The 15,135-nt window shown below is 69.4% G+C and carries 9 protein-coding genes; 3 read left to right on the forward strand and 6 right to left on the reverse strand.

Annotated features, from left to right (window positions below; all coding sequences use genetic code 11):
• Positions 1 to 21 precede the first annotated feature (21 nt).
• Together BCF44_RS55925 and BCF44_RS35875 are read left to right on the forward strand one after the other, a co-directional pair.
• On the forward strand, positions 22 to 198 hold the full coding sequence (locus BCF44_RS55925) for a hypothetical protein (RefSeq protein WP_170217931.1): 177 nt from the start codon (positions 22 to 24) through the stop codon (positions 196 to 198).
• A 99-nt stretch (positions 199 to 297) separates the two neighbouring features.
• The gene (locus BCF44_RS35875) at positions 298 to 927 is read left to right on the forward strand and encodes a hypothetical protein (protein WP_116178921.1); all 630 of its coding nucleotides are present in this window, start codon (positions 298 to 300) and stop codon (positions 925 to 927) included.
• Positions 928 to 939: 12 nt separating this feature from the next.
• On the opposite strand, the gene BCF44_RS35880 is transcribed toward BCF44_RS35875, so the two are convergent.
• The gene (locus tag BCF44_RS35880; protein ID WP_342775684.1) at positions 940 to 1,641 is read right to left on the reverse strand and encodes a sigma-70 family RNA polymerase sigma factor; all 702 of its coding nucleotides are present in this window, start codon (positions 1,639 to 1,641) and stop codon (positions 940 to 942) included.
• A 439-nt stretch (positions 1,642 to 2,080) separates the two neighbouring features.
• Between BCF44_RS35880 and BCF44_RS35885 the strand changes: the two genes are divergently transcribed.
• Entirely contained in the window at positions 2,081 to 2,392 is a 312-nt protein-coding gene (locus BCF44_RS35885) for an SSI family serine proteinase inhibitor (protein ID WP_170217933.1), read from the forward strand.
• A 125-nt stretch (positions 2,393 to 2,517) separates the two neighbouring features.
• On the opposite strand, the gene BCF44_RS35890 is transcribed toward BCF44_RS35885, so the two are convergent.
• From BCF44_RS35890 to BCF44_RS35910, 5 genes are all read right to left on the reverse strand, one after another.
• Positions 2,518 to 6,558 (reverse strand): S8 family peptidase, encoded by a 4,041-nt coding sequence (locus BCF44_RS35890; protein ID WP_116178924.1) that lies wholly within the window; start codon positions 6,556 to 6,558, stop codon positions 2,518 to 2,520.
• A 345-nt stretch (positions 6,559 to 6,903) separates the two neighbouring features.
• Complete coding sequence (locus BCF44_RS35895; RefSeq protein WP_116178925.1) at positions 6,904 to 9,228, reverse strand: ATP-binding protein; 2,325 nt, start codon at positions 9,226 to 9,228, stop codon at positions 6,904 to 6,906.
• A gap of 69 nt (positions 9,229 to 9,297) precedes the next feature.
• Positions 9,298 to 10,470, reverse strand: a complete 1,173-nt coding sequence (locus tag BCF44_RS35900; protein ID WP_116178926.1) for an rRNA adenine N-6-methyltransferase family protein — start codon at positions 10,468 to 10,470, stop codon at positions 9,298 to 9,300.
• Between the two features lie 825 nt (positions 10,471 to 11,295).
• Positions 11,296 to 12,012 (reverse strand): ANTAR domain-containing protein, encoded by a 717-nt coding sequence (locus BCF44_RS35905; RefSeq protein WP_147328759.1) that lies wholly within the window; start codon positions 12,010 to 12,012, stop codon positions 11,296 to 11,298.
• A 370-nt stretch (positions 12,013 to 12,382) separates the two neighbouring features.
• Positions 12,383 to 14,614: an ATP-binding protein gene (locus BCF44_RS35910; RefSeq protein ID WP_170217934.1), complete on the reverse strand. Its 2,232-nt coding sequence runs from the start codon at positions 14,612 to 14,614 to the stop codon at positions 12,383 to 12,385.
• Between the last annotated feature and the right edge of the window lie 521 nt (positions 14,615 to 15,135).

The raw sequence follows: 15,135 nt of genomic DNA on the forward strand, positions 1-15,135 counted from the left end.
GGCCCCACTGACCTCCAGCGCGTGACGCTGGCGGATTTCCCATTCAACGAAGGAGAAAACCACATGGAGAACGTGCTCGCGCTTCAGGGGATCAAGTCGGCCCCGGGTTGCTGCGGCGACCCCTGCGACAACGGGTGCGGCCATGGGTGCGACCACATCTGGATCTCGGTGATCCTGGGCGGCGGGGTGTGCCTGTAGCCGAAGGCCTCACCCGAAAGCTGACGCAGTAGGAGTGGAGCGGCGCGCACCGACCGCGTCGCTCCCACCCCATTGATCACCTTCTCCTGGAGGACGACGATGTTGTGCCGACCGCTGCGCGGTCCGCTCGGTTCCCTTGCCCTGTCCGCCCGTGGTGTGCCGCTGATCGTTCGTGTCGGTGACGCGCTCCCGGCCATCGCCGCGGCGGTGTCGCCCGCGATGCTCGTCGGCGGCCTGCACGCCGCGCTCATCGGTCGTGGCGCCGCGTTCGCGATCGTCTCGACGCTGGCCGCGGCCGTGCTGTCGCTGGCCGCGGACGCCGTTCGGGACTTCACGCGGGCACTCCGCGACGGTGGCGGCCTGCCGGGGCGGGGCGACCGCCCGTTTCGCGAGTTGCTCGAACTGGGGGTCGCCGAGCAACGGCGGCTCATGCCGACCGATCCGGTGACCTCGGCGTCGATGGGGCGGACGGGCACCGCGCTGCTGCTGATCGAACTCCTGCTGGCCGTCGCCGCGTCGACGGGCGCCGTGGTCAGGTTGGCTTCCCGCGGCGGGTATCTCGCCCTCATCCTGACCGTGAGCGCGCCGCTGTCGGCGTTGACCGCCGCGACGTTCGTGTCCAGCCCGGGCTATCACGCGAACTCGGTGGTGGTGGCGGGACAACTGGCATCGTGGTTGCTCGACGGCCTGCGCGGGCTGCGGGTCGCCGGCCCGCCGCACCAGGCCTAGCGCCGACGGCGCTCACCCATAACGCTCGACCATCTTCTTGCGGATCCGGTAGAGCGCGGAGTGCGTGCCCTGCGGGGTCGTGCCGAGTTCTTCGGCGATCTCCTTCCGGGTGAATCCGCTCGTCAACATCAGGACCAGTTTCCGGTCCTTCGGAGAGAATGCCTCCAGGCGGGCGGCGAGCCACTGGGCCTCCGCGTTGTCGCACACGACGTCCACAAGATCGTCGGCGCTGTGGGGAATGAGCCGCGGGTGACTCGCCATCTTCTTGACGATCGCATTGTGACGGGCCTCGTCGACGCATAGGCGGGTCACCAGTCTGGTGAGGAACTGGGGAACACGGTCCATGTCCAGTCGATCGAACTCGGCGCCTCGGATGATCGCCTCCTGCACGATGTCTTCGGGTTCGGTGGGTGCGGTGCATCGTCGAGCCGCCACTCGGACCAGTTGTTGTCGTATTCGGACGCATTCCACCCAGTATGCGGAGGACGGAACCTTGTGGGTGGGCGTGATTGTGTCCGCAGGCGCCCTGGGTGCTCCTGGCGCGTCCTCTCCGAGCGGTCGGCTGAGCGTGGGAGTCGTCACGCGAATTAGGCTGCCCGGTTCGCGCTCCACTAACCAGGGGGCCGCCACCCGATTCGAGATAACGTTCGCAGGCTGAATCGATCCTACATGGGTAAATATCGGATCGTCATGGTGAGATCGGCCATTTGTCACTGGAATGGTGTAGTGGTTGGTGTTGGGGCGTCGCCGCGCCCGCTGCGATTATTCATCCGTTCGGCGGCTGGCGGTCCCGGTGGTTCGGAGTGGAAGTAGTCGCGCTGTGATAGATGGCCGACGCATTCTTCGACATTTGGCGCGGAAACGCCAAAATGGCCGGGTGTGGGCCGCTCGGCGGCCAGATTCGTGGCCGACCGCGATCCCTGACCGACCGTTCAGGTGAAGATGTGTGAGAGGCGCTGCCCTCAGGCGAAGAGATGGTGCTCCGGTGCTTCTGGCGTGGATGCCGTGGTGATGATGAACAGGGTTGGGGAGTTACGGCATGGTGTGTCTGTGTCGACTATTGATCGTATCAATCGTGCTCGTGAGTGGAGTCGTGGCGGGGCCGCCGGCGGTTGCGGGTCCGCTCCCGGTCGGACAGAGCTATACGGAGTCCGTGCAGTTGACGGCGGCCACGAGCGTCGGTGGCAAGGAGCGGAGACAGGCGCGCCTGCTCCGGTGTGATCCCGTCGGAGGGGATCATCCGCACGCCCAGGCGGCGTGCCGCGACATAGCGGTGGCGGCGGGAGACTTCGACCGACTTCCCGGCGATCCCGTGAAGGGGGTGTGCGGGGCCGGACTCGACCTGTACGACCCGGTGACCGTCACTGCCGCCGGGGAGTGGGACGGGACGATCGTGGAGTACCGCAAGACGTTCACGAGTGAGTGCAAGCTGCGCCTGGCCACCGGTCTCGTCTTCGATCTGTAATCCCCTCGCGGGTCGGGGACGAGAAACCCCGGGCAGGTGACGGGGTTGCGGACGGGTGGTGCCTGGCAGGGGTGGCACCACCCGTCACGCTTGTCGCTAGGCCCGCCGTTCTCCTTCCATACGTGTCATTCGACCGGCTTGTCGGTGAGCGCGTAGGCGCGCAGAACGGTCTGGTTCATCCGGTTGCCCGCCAGGTCCGACGCCTCCAACCGGAGCGACACGAACCCGGTCGTGCCGAGGGCGCCCATCGTCGGATCGGTGACGTGCACCTGGTAGCGGCCCCCGACACCGCCGCTCACCGCCGCCTGCTGCCAGCTGCCGCCGTCGTTGGTCGAGTACCACAGTCGCAACTGGGTGACCTGGGCCGGCGGCAGGGCCGCCGGGTGGTAGCCGACGGTGACCTCGAAGGTGTGCGGCCGGCCGGCGGGAGCCTGGTTGAGCAGGTCCAGGCCGAGGTCGTAGTTGACCTGGAGCAGCGGTTGGTAGGCACAGGCCGACCAGTCCTGGAGGCAGCGGTAGCCGGGGGCCAGCGGACCGGCCGGCTGTCGCGGCTGGAAGGTCCACGACGTGGTGGTCTGGGTGGCCCTGCTCTGGATCGCCGCGCTCGGCCACCCGAACACCGGCTTCGAGGGCAGATCGTCCACGGTCTGGAGGCGGTAGCTCGCGTTCGTGCTCGGCAGCGCGAACTCGGGTGCGGCGATGGGCAGGCCACCGATGGCCGAGATCTCCTTGTCGTCCTGGAACAGATGCGCCACCGGCACGTACTGCCCGCTCTGCCAGGGGTCGACCGTGTGTCCCGGTGTCGAGTCCATCCACTGCAGCGCCGGCACGAACCGCCTCGTGTCGCTGAGGCAGAACGCGCACAGCACCGGCGCCGTGCCGTTGGCCGCGGACGCGCTCTGTTGCGCGGCTCCGCCATGGATCGGCGCCTGGAACCAGTTCTCCATCGGCCGGAGGCCGGAGCCGCGGAACACGTCGTTCGAGTACAGGCTGAACATCGTGGACCGGTCCGGATTCCCCGCGGCGTCGGGGGCGAACTCCGACACGGCCCGCTTCCAGTACACGTGGTCGTCCGTCGGCCCGATGTACTCGACCAGCGCGGTCGGGCCGCGGAGCAGCGTTCCGGTCAGTGCCATGCCGGACGGGCTGTCGGTGGGGAAGGCGAACCACTGCTTCTTGAACACCAGGTCCGGCCGGTCGCCGTGGTACCGGGTCGGCACCTGGACCATGCCCGCGTGATCGACCTTGCGAACCTGGTCCGCGGAGATGCCGTTGCGGTTGCGGAAGAACAGGTTGTCCATGTAGTCGGGCTTCGCCTTGGCCCGCAGTGACAGCGTGCCGCTTCCGCTCCTGGCGAGGTCGGCCAGCTGCCGGCCTTCCTTTCCGCTGAGCGCCAGCACGGGGAGCCCGACACCGCTCAGGCCGGTGATCGGTAACGCGTCGGCGGCATCGACGTACGGAACGAGGGCGAGAGCACCGCGCTGGCTCGCCGCGCTCGCCGCCTGCTGCACCGCCTGCGACAGGTAACCGGTCGGGTTCGCCGTGCCCGCTGGCACGGTCAGGCCCACCACGGCGAGCCTGTCCTTGACGGCGGCCGCGTCGAAGCCCGCCGCGTCCAGGGATCCGACCAACGCCGGCGAGGCGGTCGCCTCCTTGGGGAGTTTGCCCGTGACAGCGGCCGGGTCGTAGAGCGGATGCAGGGCCAGCCGGCTCGGCGTGCGCATCTCCAGGTCCACCACCGACTGGCTGAGGGTCAACCGATCCGTGGCCGAGATCGATCCGCGCCGCGCCGGGGCGGTGGGCGTCACGTAGGTCTGCCATCCCGCCGCCGGAGCGAGGAAGGCGCTGGACGTGGGCAGGGGGTCGTCGGGCAGGTCACGCTGCACCGAGACGAACTGCTCCCGCAGATCCGTCGGCTGCCCCGTCGAGGCGCCGATGGGCACGGCCTTGCGCGCGTCGAGCGAGATCGTCGTCGGACCGTCCACAGTGGTCTCCGAGGCCACCAGGAGGTTCGCCCGCCGGACGGCCGTGTCCTGCTCCATCGTGACCGTCGACGTCGAGTACCTGCCCGCGGGCACATCCATGGTGCCGGTGCCGTTCGTCAGCGGCATCATGAACATCGGCGGGATGAACGGATCGTTGGCGTTGGGGTGGGCCCAGTCGTAGTCGTCGCGCGTGATGGTCAGCGCTCCGCTGGCCGGCGTCGCCGCCGCGCCGTGAGAGTCGGTCACGGTGGCCGTCAGCGGGAACGTCCGGGACTCGGAATAGAAGCTGACGCCGCTGCGGATCGGGATGCCGTCGCGGGTCGTCGCGGTGATCGCGCCGCCGTAGGGGCCGGTGGGGCCGGCCGCGGTGTCCACGGCCAGGTTGACGGTGGCCTGGCCGTTGGCCGGTATGGAGACGGATGTCTTGTTCAGCCGGGCGGAGCCGGCGGGCGCGTGGTCGCCGTCCCATTCGTTCATGGACACGGCCACGGACAGGTCGACGGGCTTGTCGGTGAGATTGGTGTAGGTCACCGTGCGCGTCGTCTTTCCGTCCGCATTGGACAGTCGGCCGAGGGATACCGCGGGCGGGCCGAGCGCCGCGCTGCCCAACGCGTTGGGGACGTCGACGCAGCCGGTGCCCTGCTGGTACCACGGCGCGCCGGTGTCCTTCGCGCTGGAGGTGATCAGTGCCTTCAGCTCGGCGGCATGCCAGTTCGGATGGGACTGCGCGAACAGCGCCGCCGTGCCGGCCACGTGCGGGGTGGCCATGGACGTGCCGGACATCTTGGTGTACTGGTCGTCGACCGGAGAGCCCAGCGAGGTGTTGCGCGCCCGGGCGGCGATGATGCCGACGCCCGGCGCGGTCACCTCCGGCTTGACCGCCGCGTCCTGCAGGCGAGGCCCGGCACTGGAGAAGCTCGCCATGTGGTACGTCGAGTCGACGGCGCCGACCGCCAGCGCCGAGGCCGCCGCCGCCGGCGTTTCCACCTGCATGGCCGCGCCGTCGTTGCCGGCGGCGACCACGAACAGCACTCCGGTCTGCGCGGTGAGACTGTCCAGCAAGGTGCTGAGCGGGTCGGTGCCGTCGGTCACGCCGGCGCCGAGGCTCATGTTGACGATGCGCGCGCCGGCCTGGACCGCCCACTGCATGCCGGCCATCACACTGGATTCCGTGCCGTAGCCGGAGCTGTCGAGCACCTTGCCGTTGAGCAGCTGCACCCCGTCGGCCACGCCGCGGTACCGGCCGCCGGAGGCCGCTCCCGAGCCGGCGAGGATGGACGCGACGTGCGTGCCGTGGCCGAAACCGTCGCCGGTGTCGGGATCCGAGGTGAAGTTGGCGGCGTCGACCACCCGGCCGGCCAGGTCGGGATGGCTGGCGTCGATGCCGGTGTCGAGCACGGCGACCTTCACGCCGGCGCCGTCGAGTCCGGCCGCCCACGCGGTGGGCGCGCCGATCTGCTGCGTGCCCTGCTGCTGGTTGTCCGAGCTGGCTCGGACCCGGCGGTCCAGCGACACCTTGCTGATGTGGTCGGTGCTGATGTGGCTGGCCGGCGTGTGCGGGCTGAACCGCGAGTCCCCCTGCGCGCCGACGAGTGCCTGCCAGAAGCCGGTGAGACCACCCCGGTCGACCCGCACCGCCGCCGCTTCCGCGCTGGGCAGCGACAGCTCCTTGTCCGCCGAGGGAAGGGCATGCACCCGGTGGGAGAGGGTGTCGCCGGAGGGATGGTCGCCGTACCCGAGGATCATCGGCAGCGCCTTGGCCGAGGAATCGTCGAGTCCCTCGGCGACGAGTTCCTTGACGTCGAACAGCTCGCGGTCGAGCAGCCCAGAGGCCACGTACGGGGACGCGTCGGACGGGATCACGTAGTAGCCGTCGTGTCCGGAGCCGATGGAGAACACCGGAGCCGGCCCGGGCCTGGTCGCCGGCTCGACCGTGGCCGAGGGCGCGGCGTTGGCGGGTGCGGTGTAGGTCACCACGTCGCCGGTCACCAGGGTGACCCGGTAGGACGGCGCCGGCCGGGCGCCGGTTCCTTCGGCGCCGCGTGACGCGACGGGGGCGGCCGACGCGGTCGCCGGGACGACCGTTGTCAGCAGGGAGGCGGTCAGCGCGCCGAGGGCGATCACCAGAGTGGCGCGCCAGCCGGACTGTGGCCGGCGGCCGCGGTGTTGTTCAGCCGTCATGATCCCTCGTCTCTACAGGATGAAACGGTGGCCTCATCGGTTGGTTGTTGAGTGGTAAGCGAGATCGTGACGGGGACATGACCATCCTCGGAATGACGTTTGATGGCGTGATTGCGTCAGGGACCATTACCCGCCACCGATTCGTTGCCGTGCCGATGAACTCGGCCGGACTGCTGTTGTCGAGTGCCACTCGTCATAACCTCGTTCGCTGACTGCTGAATATCGAGTGAATCTGGTGTGTACGAACGAGTGTGAGTGTGGCGTGCGCCTCCTGGGCGGGCTACGGGAGAACTACCTACTCGCCGGGTGCGGCGCCGTGAGCGCCGGCGCGAAGACGAGGGGTTGTCAGGGTTGATCGGTACCGGCGATCCAGGCCGTGATCTCAGCCCTCGTGGTGAAGCCGAACTTGGTGAGGATGCTCTCGACGTGTGCCTCGGCCGTGCGTCGCGCGATGAGCAGGGTGGCCGCGATGTCCTTGTTCCGCATGCCCTGCGCGACCAGTTCGGCGACCTGTTGTTCCCGTTGGGTGAGCGAGCGTGCTCCGTGCGGCCGCGTCCACTCGGCGGGCGGCCGGTCGGCCGCCGGCATGCCCAGGCCGTAGCCGATCGCCTGATCGAAGCCGAGTTGGGCGCCCTGGTGGTAGACGGTCGCGAACTGGTGGTCACCCAGACTCTGTCGTGATCCGTGCTCGCATCGGTGGTCGAACGCCGCGTAGTGCTGCGACTGCACCACCGCCAGTTCGGCCGGCAGCCAACGCGAGGAGCTGGCGCCGAGCAGCCGGGCCGCCTTCGTGTGCTGGTTCTGCCCGATCGCCGTCCAGGCCAACAGCTTCAGCGTCAGCGCGACGGCCAGTCGATCGGTGCCCGGGCGGAGCAGTCGCAGCGCGCTCTGGGCCAGGGCGGTGGCGCGCCGCAACTCGTCACGCCGCCAGGCGGCGAACGCCGCGACCCACAGCGCATGCGGCATGGCCCGGCCGGCCTGCCTGGCGATGCACAGCGCGAGACCTTCCTCGGCCCGACCGGTCGCGGTGGCGTCGCCGAGCAGCGCCGCGTCGATGGCCACCTGCGACAGGGCGGCGTGCGCCCCGGCGTGGTCGCCGGTGTCGCGGAATCCCGCGAGCGCCTTCTCGGCGAAGATCATGGCGCCGGCCAGGTCGCCCCGATGGGTGGTCAGCATCGACAGACCCAGCTGTGTGTACGCCTGCGAACGCCGATCGTTCAGTCGCCGGGCCAGATCCTCCGCCTCCGCGAGCGACGGCCCGGCCTGGTCCAGGTCGCCCATCAGCGTCGTGAGAATGGCCCGTGCGGACAGGGCGTTGGCGCGCTCGGCGGTGGGGGAGGGGTCGGCCGCGATCGCCCGGTCGAGCCAGTGCCGGCCCTCGTGCAGTTCGCCGGTGACAAGCCAGAAGTGCAGCAGCGTCGAGGTGATCCGCAGCGCCAGCGCGGGCTTGCCGCGTTCGGTCAGGCAGTAGGCGATCGCGGTCCGGAGGTTGTCGCGCTCCTTGCGTAGCCGCTCGCTCCACAGCGCCTGGCGTGAGCTGAACCAGTCGGTGCCGGCAACGGTCACCAGGCTCAGGTAGTGGTCGCGGTGACGGATCCTCGGATCCGGCCGCCGCGTGGACCTGGACCGGTGCTCCAGACCGTACTGGCGCATCGGGGCGAGCAGCTGGTAGCGGACCCCCTCGTCCGCGGTGCCGTCCTGGCGGCGGTGCACGATTCCCTTGTCCAGCAGGCTCGTCACGATGCCGGCCACCTCCTCGGCGCGGACGTCGTCGCCCCCGCAGACCGCCTCGGCGGCGGCGAGGTCGTAGCTGCTGGGGAAGACCGCCAACCGCTTCCACACCTGGCGTTCCGCCGGCGTGCACAGGTCGAAGTGCCAGTCGATCACCGGCTGCGGCCGCAACCGGTGCGGGGCCGCCAGTTCGACCGCCTTGGTGCGCTCGCGGAAGTGCGCGTCGAGCAGATCGACCAACCGGCGCAACGGCATCGCGCGCAACTGCGCGGCCGCGAGCTCGACGGCCAGCGGAATTCCGTCCACCCGCCGGCAGATCCAGGCGACATCGGCCCAGTTGCTCTCGTCGACGACGAATCCGGGCTGGGCGGCGGCCGCCCGCGCCGCGAAGAGGCGGACCGCGCCGTAGTGGTTGAGCCCCGTGGCGGGCGGAAGTCGATCCAGGTGCGGCACCGTCAAGGGGGGCACCGGGAAGACGCGCTCGCCGCCCATCTGCAACGCGTTCCGGCTCGTCACGAGTACGTGCAGCCGCGGCGAGGCTGCGAGCAATGCTCGGATCAGCGTCGTGCACGCGGCCGCAAGGCCGTCGCAGTGGTCCAGCACCAGCAACATCCTCTTGTCCGCGAGGAAGGCGGACAGCGTGTGCACGACGGGTGACCCGCTCCGGTGGTCCACGTCGAGGTCGACCGCGACGGTCTCGGCGAGCAGTTCGGCGTTGTCACATCCGGCGAGCTCGACCAGCCAGACGCCGTCGGAGAACGCCGGTCGCACGTCCATCGCCAGGCGCAGCGCCAGCCGGGACTTGCCGATGCCCGAAACGCCCGTCATCGTGACCAGACGACTGGTCGACAGCAACTTGCGGGCGGCGGCGAGCTCCCGACGACGGCTCACGAAGTTCGTCGCGCTGCCAGGCAGCCGGCCCTGCCACTGCGGTGGCATCGGTTCCCCTCCCCAGGAAGATGGTTGGTCGTCGGCGGGCTCCGGGCCGCGTCGGGCGTGCGGTCCCGCTCAGGGCAACACCCACTGGTGATCGCCGCGGGGAGAGTCCAGCCACAGCCACTGGAGCTCGGTGGTCACCGTGAGCCCGAAGCGCTCGCGCGACGGTCGACCGAGGGCGCACCACTCGCGGTAGAAGCGTTCGACGTGGTCCCACAGGAGGCGGGGACCGTGTTGTTCGACGGTGTGGCTCCTGGTGTTGTGACGCGCCCAGGAGCCGTCGGGGTGGAACAGCCAGGTCTGCGGCTCACGGGACGGCGGCCGAAGGTCCAACCGCGCCACCCCGGGCATCAGCAGCCCGGCGAACATGACCAGGGACGCCGCCTGGTTGGGCAGAGCCAGCGCCAGTTCCGGCTCGGTCGGGCGGACCGTGCCGTGTTCGTGGATGGCGCGCCGGAAGCGTTGGCCGGGGTCGATCGGCCGGTACGACCGGGTCGGGGCGAAGCCACCCTGGTACGGCAGGAAGAAGCCCCGGGCCGAGTGCTCGTCGTCGACGGTGAGGCGGACGAGCGCGTTGACGCCGAGTTCCCGGTAGATCTGCGCGAGGATCACGCCGGCCGGCCGGACCTGCGTGAGCCAGGCGGGCGGTATCGAGGGCACGCCGCAGGTGGCGATCAGACGGTCGTAGGGGTCGTTGCCCGCGACCCCGCCGACGTGGTCGGAGATGCCCAGGGCCGGGTAGTAGCCACAGCTGTCCAGCTGGGCGCGTGCCCGGTCGACCAGCACCGGGTCGATGTCGATCGACGTCACCAGTGGCGAGCCGAGCCGGTGGCAGAGCACGGCCGTCGTGTAGCCGCTGCCGGTCCCGATCTCCAACACCTGGTGCCCGCAGCGCAGATCGAGCTGCTCGAGCATCATCGCGGCCAGACTCGGCGACGTGCTCGTGCTGGTGGGCAAGCCCTTGAGCGACCGGCAGCCGTGCGGCAGCTCCCACGCGCAGATCCGACCGTCGAGCTGGATGGGCCAGGCGCCGTCGCTGTACACCATGTCCAGCCATGCGGGATGCCGGAAGTCGACCGTGTCGTAGGACGCTCCGTCCAGCGCCGGCCGGAAGAAGTGGCGGAGAAAGGCCTCGCGCGGCACCTGATCGAACGCCGCGTGCAGCTGCGGGTCCCGCAGCAGTCCTCGTTGGCTGAGGTCGTACGCGAACCGCTTGCGTGGGTCGGCCACGTTGGAGACGGTCATGTCACTGAAGTTCCTCGGCTGGATGAAATGCTTTGCGTGTCGATTGCCGGCGCCATGGCGGAATCTCACGGTTGCCGCAGCGGATTCACACTGCTGGCCCCACCGTGATGTTTCATCGACCTGTGCGGCCTGGTGGTTGTCACCAGCTGAGGCCAGAATGGACCTGGCCGGAGAAGGTGTGCAACTCCATGCCGTCGCCGTACGGTCAGCATCACCCGCTCAGCCGCTTGTCGCTTTCCGCTGAGCGGCCCAGCGTTGGCGGCACTCGTTCGGTGCAGCGGATGAGATTCACCTACGGGAGGCCGACGGTTTCGTTGCCGTGGGCGACGTTCACGCACTTCCAGCTGGACCGGGCGATTGGCCTGTGGCAAGGGGAATCGTGCGGCGGGCCTGGACGGAGCCGGTCGAGAACACAACGCGCGCGGCTGTCCCCAGCATAGCGCCGATCGCGGCCATGAGAACTTCGGTCATGATGAGAACCAGTAGCTTGTGACGCTTCGGCATGACATCTCCGTGTTGTCTGCTATGGTCCGGGCACACTGGTATCGGCTCGCGTTTCCCTGCCTCTGTGCGTGTCCCTGTGCGCCATCGTCGGCCATGCGTACATGTGTCCATGCGCTATACATGCGCGATGCGATCGCGCAATCCGTTGGAGTCACCTCCTTCTCCGGTCCCGCAGCGACGCTAGCGGACCGGCAGCAGAAAAGAACCGAGTCGGCAAGGCGTGTAGTGGTCCTTGCCGCATACTGGCCAGGCCGACCGAAGAAACCGATGTGTCCTCAGGTTCGCGGCTGCGTCGAGGTCTTCGCCGTGGTGGGCCTCACCTCACGGGGTGAACCGCAGGCGCTGCGTGAGCACGTCCTCCGCGATCTCCGACAGCGGCCGGTCGCTGGCGAAGGCACGGGCACGCAGTCTGAGGAACGCCTCGGTCAGGCCGGATTCCAGCTGTATCGACACCACGCCGATGGCTCGGTGTATCTCTCCCCATCGCGCGCCGACGCCGCACGCGAACTCCTCGGCGTCGTCGGGGTCGGCCTCGACCAGGTCGGCCAACAGCGACACCGCCACCTCGGCGAACAACAGCGCGTCGGAGATCTCGTCGCGGGACAGCCTGCCCTCGACCACGCGGTGGATCTCCAGGACTCCGACCGAGATCGCGTGCTGGACCAACGGGAACGCGAACACCGCGGCCGCCCCGGCCTCGACCGCGGCCGGGGTGAACAGCGGCCAGCGGCGCTGGCTGGGGATGTCCGTCAGCTCGGGCGCCAGGATCGGACTGAGCCCGTCGAGGGCCTGGACTCCCGGCCCCTCGCCGACCGTGACCTGCGTGTCCATTATCCGCTCGCTGACCACGTCGGTGGCGTAGATCGGCTCGCCCGACCCCAGATCCCCGATCAGGTACAGCCCGACCCCGCCGGCGCGCACCATCGTCGCGCACGCCTGACAGACGTGTCGGACCGCGACCGGCATGTCCTCGGCACGAGCCAGCGCCCGGACGGCCGCCAGCACCCGAGCGAGGCGGTCGTCGTCCCTCGCTGTCATCGTGTTCGGGTCCATCATCGGACAGTCCACACCTTCCGTCATTCCATGCCCGGCAGCCGGTCGGCCACGCGGGCGCGATGAACGCCCTGTGCGTGCCTGATTGCGTCACTGGGCGTGTCTGGCGACCATCCCGCGGACTGGAGCGTGCCCGACATGACCGAGCGACAACACGGGAGAACTACCTGTTGTCGCCGCACGGGCGGATCCCACTACGGTGCGTGGTCGAGACCGCCGATGATCCGGTGAGCGGTGGCCGACGTCGATTACGCGTCGCGCCAAGGGAAAGCCGGAGGGGAGGAGGGAACAGAGCGCGTGGGACAGCGCCCTGGGGCCTGCGTCGACGTCGTCCCCGACAGCCGGGGCACAGGCCCTAGTCCGGGAGGACCAGCGCCTGGTGTTCGAGGTACCAGGAAATGACCTGAATGCGCGAGGCGAACCCGAGTTTGGCCAGGATGTGCTCGACGTGGTCCTCGGCCGTGCGCTGGCTGATGATGAGCGCGCCCGCGATGTCCTCGTTGCTCGCCCCCCGGGCGATGAGCTTGGCCACCTGCCGCTCGCGCAGGGTCAGCGGTGTCGGACCCGCGGCGCGCGGCGTCGCCGCCGCGCCTTGCTGCGTCTCCAGGGCGTAGGCCACCATCTCGTCGAACGTGAGCCTGCCGCCCTCGCGGAAGGCTCCCGCGTATCTCTTCCCGCCGAGCGCTCGACGGGCGTCCCGCTCGCAGTCCCGGTGGTTGTCGAAGAAGGGCTTCAGCGGCGCCACCGGGGTTCCCATCGACCGCCAGAGTGCCTCGGCGGCGCCGAGCAGCGTCGCCGCCCTGCCCTCCCGATGTTCCGTGGCCGCGATGCAGGCCAGTGCTTCCAGGCAGAACGCCGTGCCCTGGACGTCGTTCAGCCCGCGCTTGAGCCGCAGGCTCTGGTGTTGCAGTTCGGTCGCCCGCCGCAGGTCGCCCTGCTGCCATGCGGACAGTCCGAACGCCCACCGCGCGTGTGACCGGTGGCGGCGTTCCCCGGTGGGTTCGGTGATCGCCATGACCTGCTGGTGGCACGTCCGCGCGCGCCGCGCGTCGCCGGCGACGGCGACGGCCACCAGGAGTGCCTGGAGGATGTCGAGTCGCTGGTTGAGGTCCGGGGACTCGGCCGCGAGTGCCTGCTCATAGGCCACGATCGCGGCCGGCACGTCGCCGCCCCACAGCGCGAGATGGCCGGTGGCGTAGCCGAGCCGGCCGAGGCTGTCGGCGTCGCCCAGCTGTTCCGCGAGCGCCTTGCCTTCGACCAGCAGCGACCTACCGGTGTCGAAGTCGCCCTGAACGACGGCCAACTGGCTGTCGAGCAGCAGTGCCCGGGCGCGATACACGCTCGGTTCCCTCGCCTGGGCCAGGGCCCGGTCGAGCCAGCGCCTGCCCTCGCTGAACCGGCCGGGGGACCACCAGTAGAAGCGCCAGGGGCTCACGGCCATCCGTAACGCGGACTCCGCCTCACCCGGTTCGGTGAGGCAGAACCGCAACGCGGACCGGATATTGGAGTGCACCAGGTCCAACCGGGCGAGCCAGTACTCCTGCAACGGGCTGATCCACTCCCGTTCGGCCTGCAGCAGCAGTTGCTCGTAGAAGTCGCGATGCCGCCGGCACAGCCGAGTCTCCTCGCCGCGGTCGCGCAGTTTCATCAGCCCGAATTCCCGGAGTGTGTCGAGCAGCCGGTAGCGCAGCTCCGACCCGTGTTTGTCGGTCACCAGGACCGACTTGTCGACCAGTCCGGTGATCAGTTCGAGCATGTCCTGCCGGAGCAGACCCTCTCCGGCGCAGACCGCTTCCACCGCCTCCAGGTTGAAGCTGCCGGCGAAGACCGACAGGCGGGCCCACAGCAGCTGCTCGTCCGACGTGCAGAGCTCGAAGCTCCATTCGATGCAGCTGCGCAACGTCTGGTGCCGAGACGCTCTGTCCCAGGTGGCTGTGGCCAGCAACGCGCAGCGGTCGGCCAGCCGGTCCAGGATCTGCTGCGGCGAGAGCACCCGCAGCCGCACCGCGGCCAGTTCTATCGCCAGCGGAATCCCGTCGAGCTGGCGGCAGATGCCCACCACCGTGCGATAGTTGTCCTCGGTGAGACGGAACTCCGGAACCGTCGCGGTGGCGCGATCGAGGAACAACGCCACGGCCTCGTACCGGCCCACTTCCCGCTTTCCCGGCGGATCTCTCAGGTCCGGCACGGACAGTGGCGGCACCGGCCAGACGGCCTCGCCGGAGATGCCCAGCGGTTCGCGGGTGGTGGTCAGGACGCGCAGTTTCGGGCAGTCGCCGAGCAACGAGTACACCAGTTGCCCGCACGCGGTCAGCAGGTGATCGCAATTGTCCAATACCAGCAGAAGGCGCCGATCGGCCAGGTATTCGCCCAACGCGGCCTGAATGGGGCGCGGCGACTGGTCCCGCAAGCCGAACACACTCGCCACCGTCTGCGGCAACAGCGCGGCGTCGCGCAGCTCGGCCAGCTCGGCCAGCCATACGCCGTCCGGGAAGGCACGCCGCACACCGACGGCCGCCCGTAGGGCCAACCGGGATTTGCCCACTCCGCCGACCCCGGTCAGCGTGACCAGCCGCGAAGCGGACAACAACTGCTTGACCTGGGCAAGTTCGTGTCGGCGACCGACGAAACCGGACAAATCAGCAGGAATGTTCGTCGGGGGCGTGCCTTCTTGGCATCGGGCCATAATGAACCATACTGCCATAATCGGAGCGAGTCGGGCGAGGTATCGCTCGCCATGGGAAACCCTGTTCTGGCAAGGACTTCCGATCGATCCAGCACGTCCCGCGGGGTGATGGTGACAACGATGGCGGCGCGCATTCGCCTGGTTGCGTGTGGTGTGCGGGGCGCTCGCGGTGGCCGGACCGACGGCCTGTGGTGATCGCGGTGGTGATGGCGAGAAACCCTCGGATTCGGACTCCGGGCACAAAGCGTCGAACGGCTTGACGCCACCGGTTCGCGAGCGCGCCGGACGCGATGGGCATCCGTGTCGCTGGCGCACATGCGCCATCTGGCAACGGTTTTCGTGACCTACGTTCGTTTCGGCGGCAGGTGCGGCGCGCGTCCGGACGGCCTCCGGGGTCGTGTCCGCACAGGTGACGCGCCCGT

This window comes from Kutzneria buriramensis, from assembly GCF_003387475.1.
Taxonomy (GTDB): Bacteria; Actinomycetota; Actinomycetes; order Mycobacteriales; family Pseudonocardiaceae; genus Kutzneria; species Kutzneria buriramensis.

What these genes read in the sequence shown, in the direction of transcription:
- BCF44_RS35875 (WP_116178921.1), top strand. Translation starts at nt 298, where the DNA reads ATGTTGTGCCGACCGCTGCGCGGTCCGCTCGGTTCCCTTGCCCTGTCC.
- BCF44_RS35890 (WP_116178924.1), bottom strand. Translation starts at nt 6,558, where the DNA reads ATGACGGCTGAACAACACCGCGGCCGCCGGCCACAGTCCGGCTGGCGC.
- BCF44_RS35895 (WP_116178925.1), bottom strand. Translation starts at nt 9,228, where the DNA reads ATGCCACCGCAGTGGCAGGGCCGGCTGCCTGGCAGCGCGACGAACTTC.
- BCF44_RS35900 (WP_116178926.1), bottom strand. Translation starts at nt 10,470, where the DNA reads ATGACCGTCTCCAACGTGGCCGACCCACGCAAGCGGTTCGCGTACGAC.
- BCF44_RS35905 (WP_147328759.1), bottom strand. Translation starts at nt 12,012, where the DNA reads ATGACAGCGAGGGACGACGACCGCCTCGCTCGGGTGCTGGCGGCCGTC.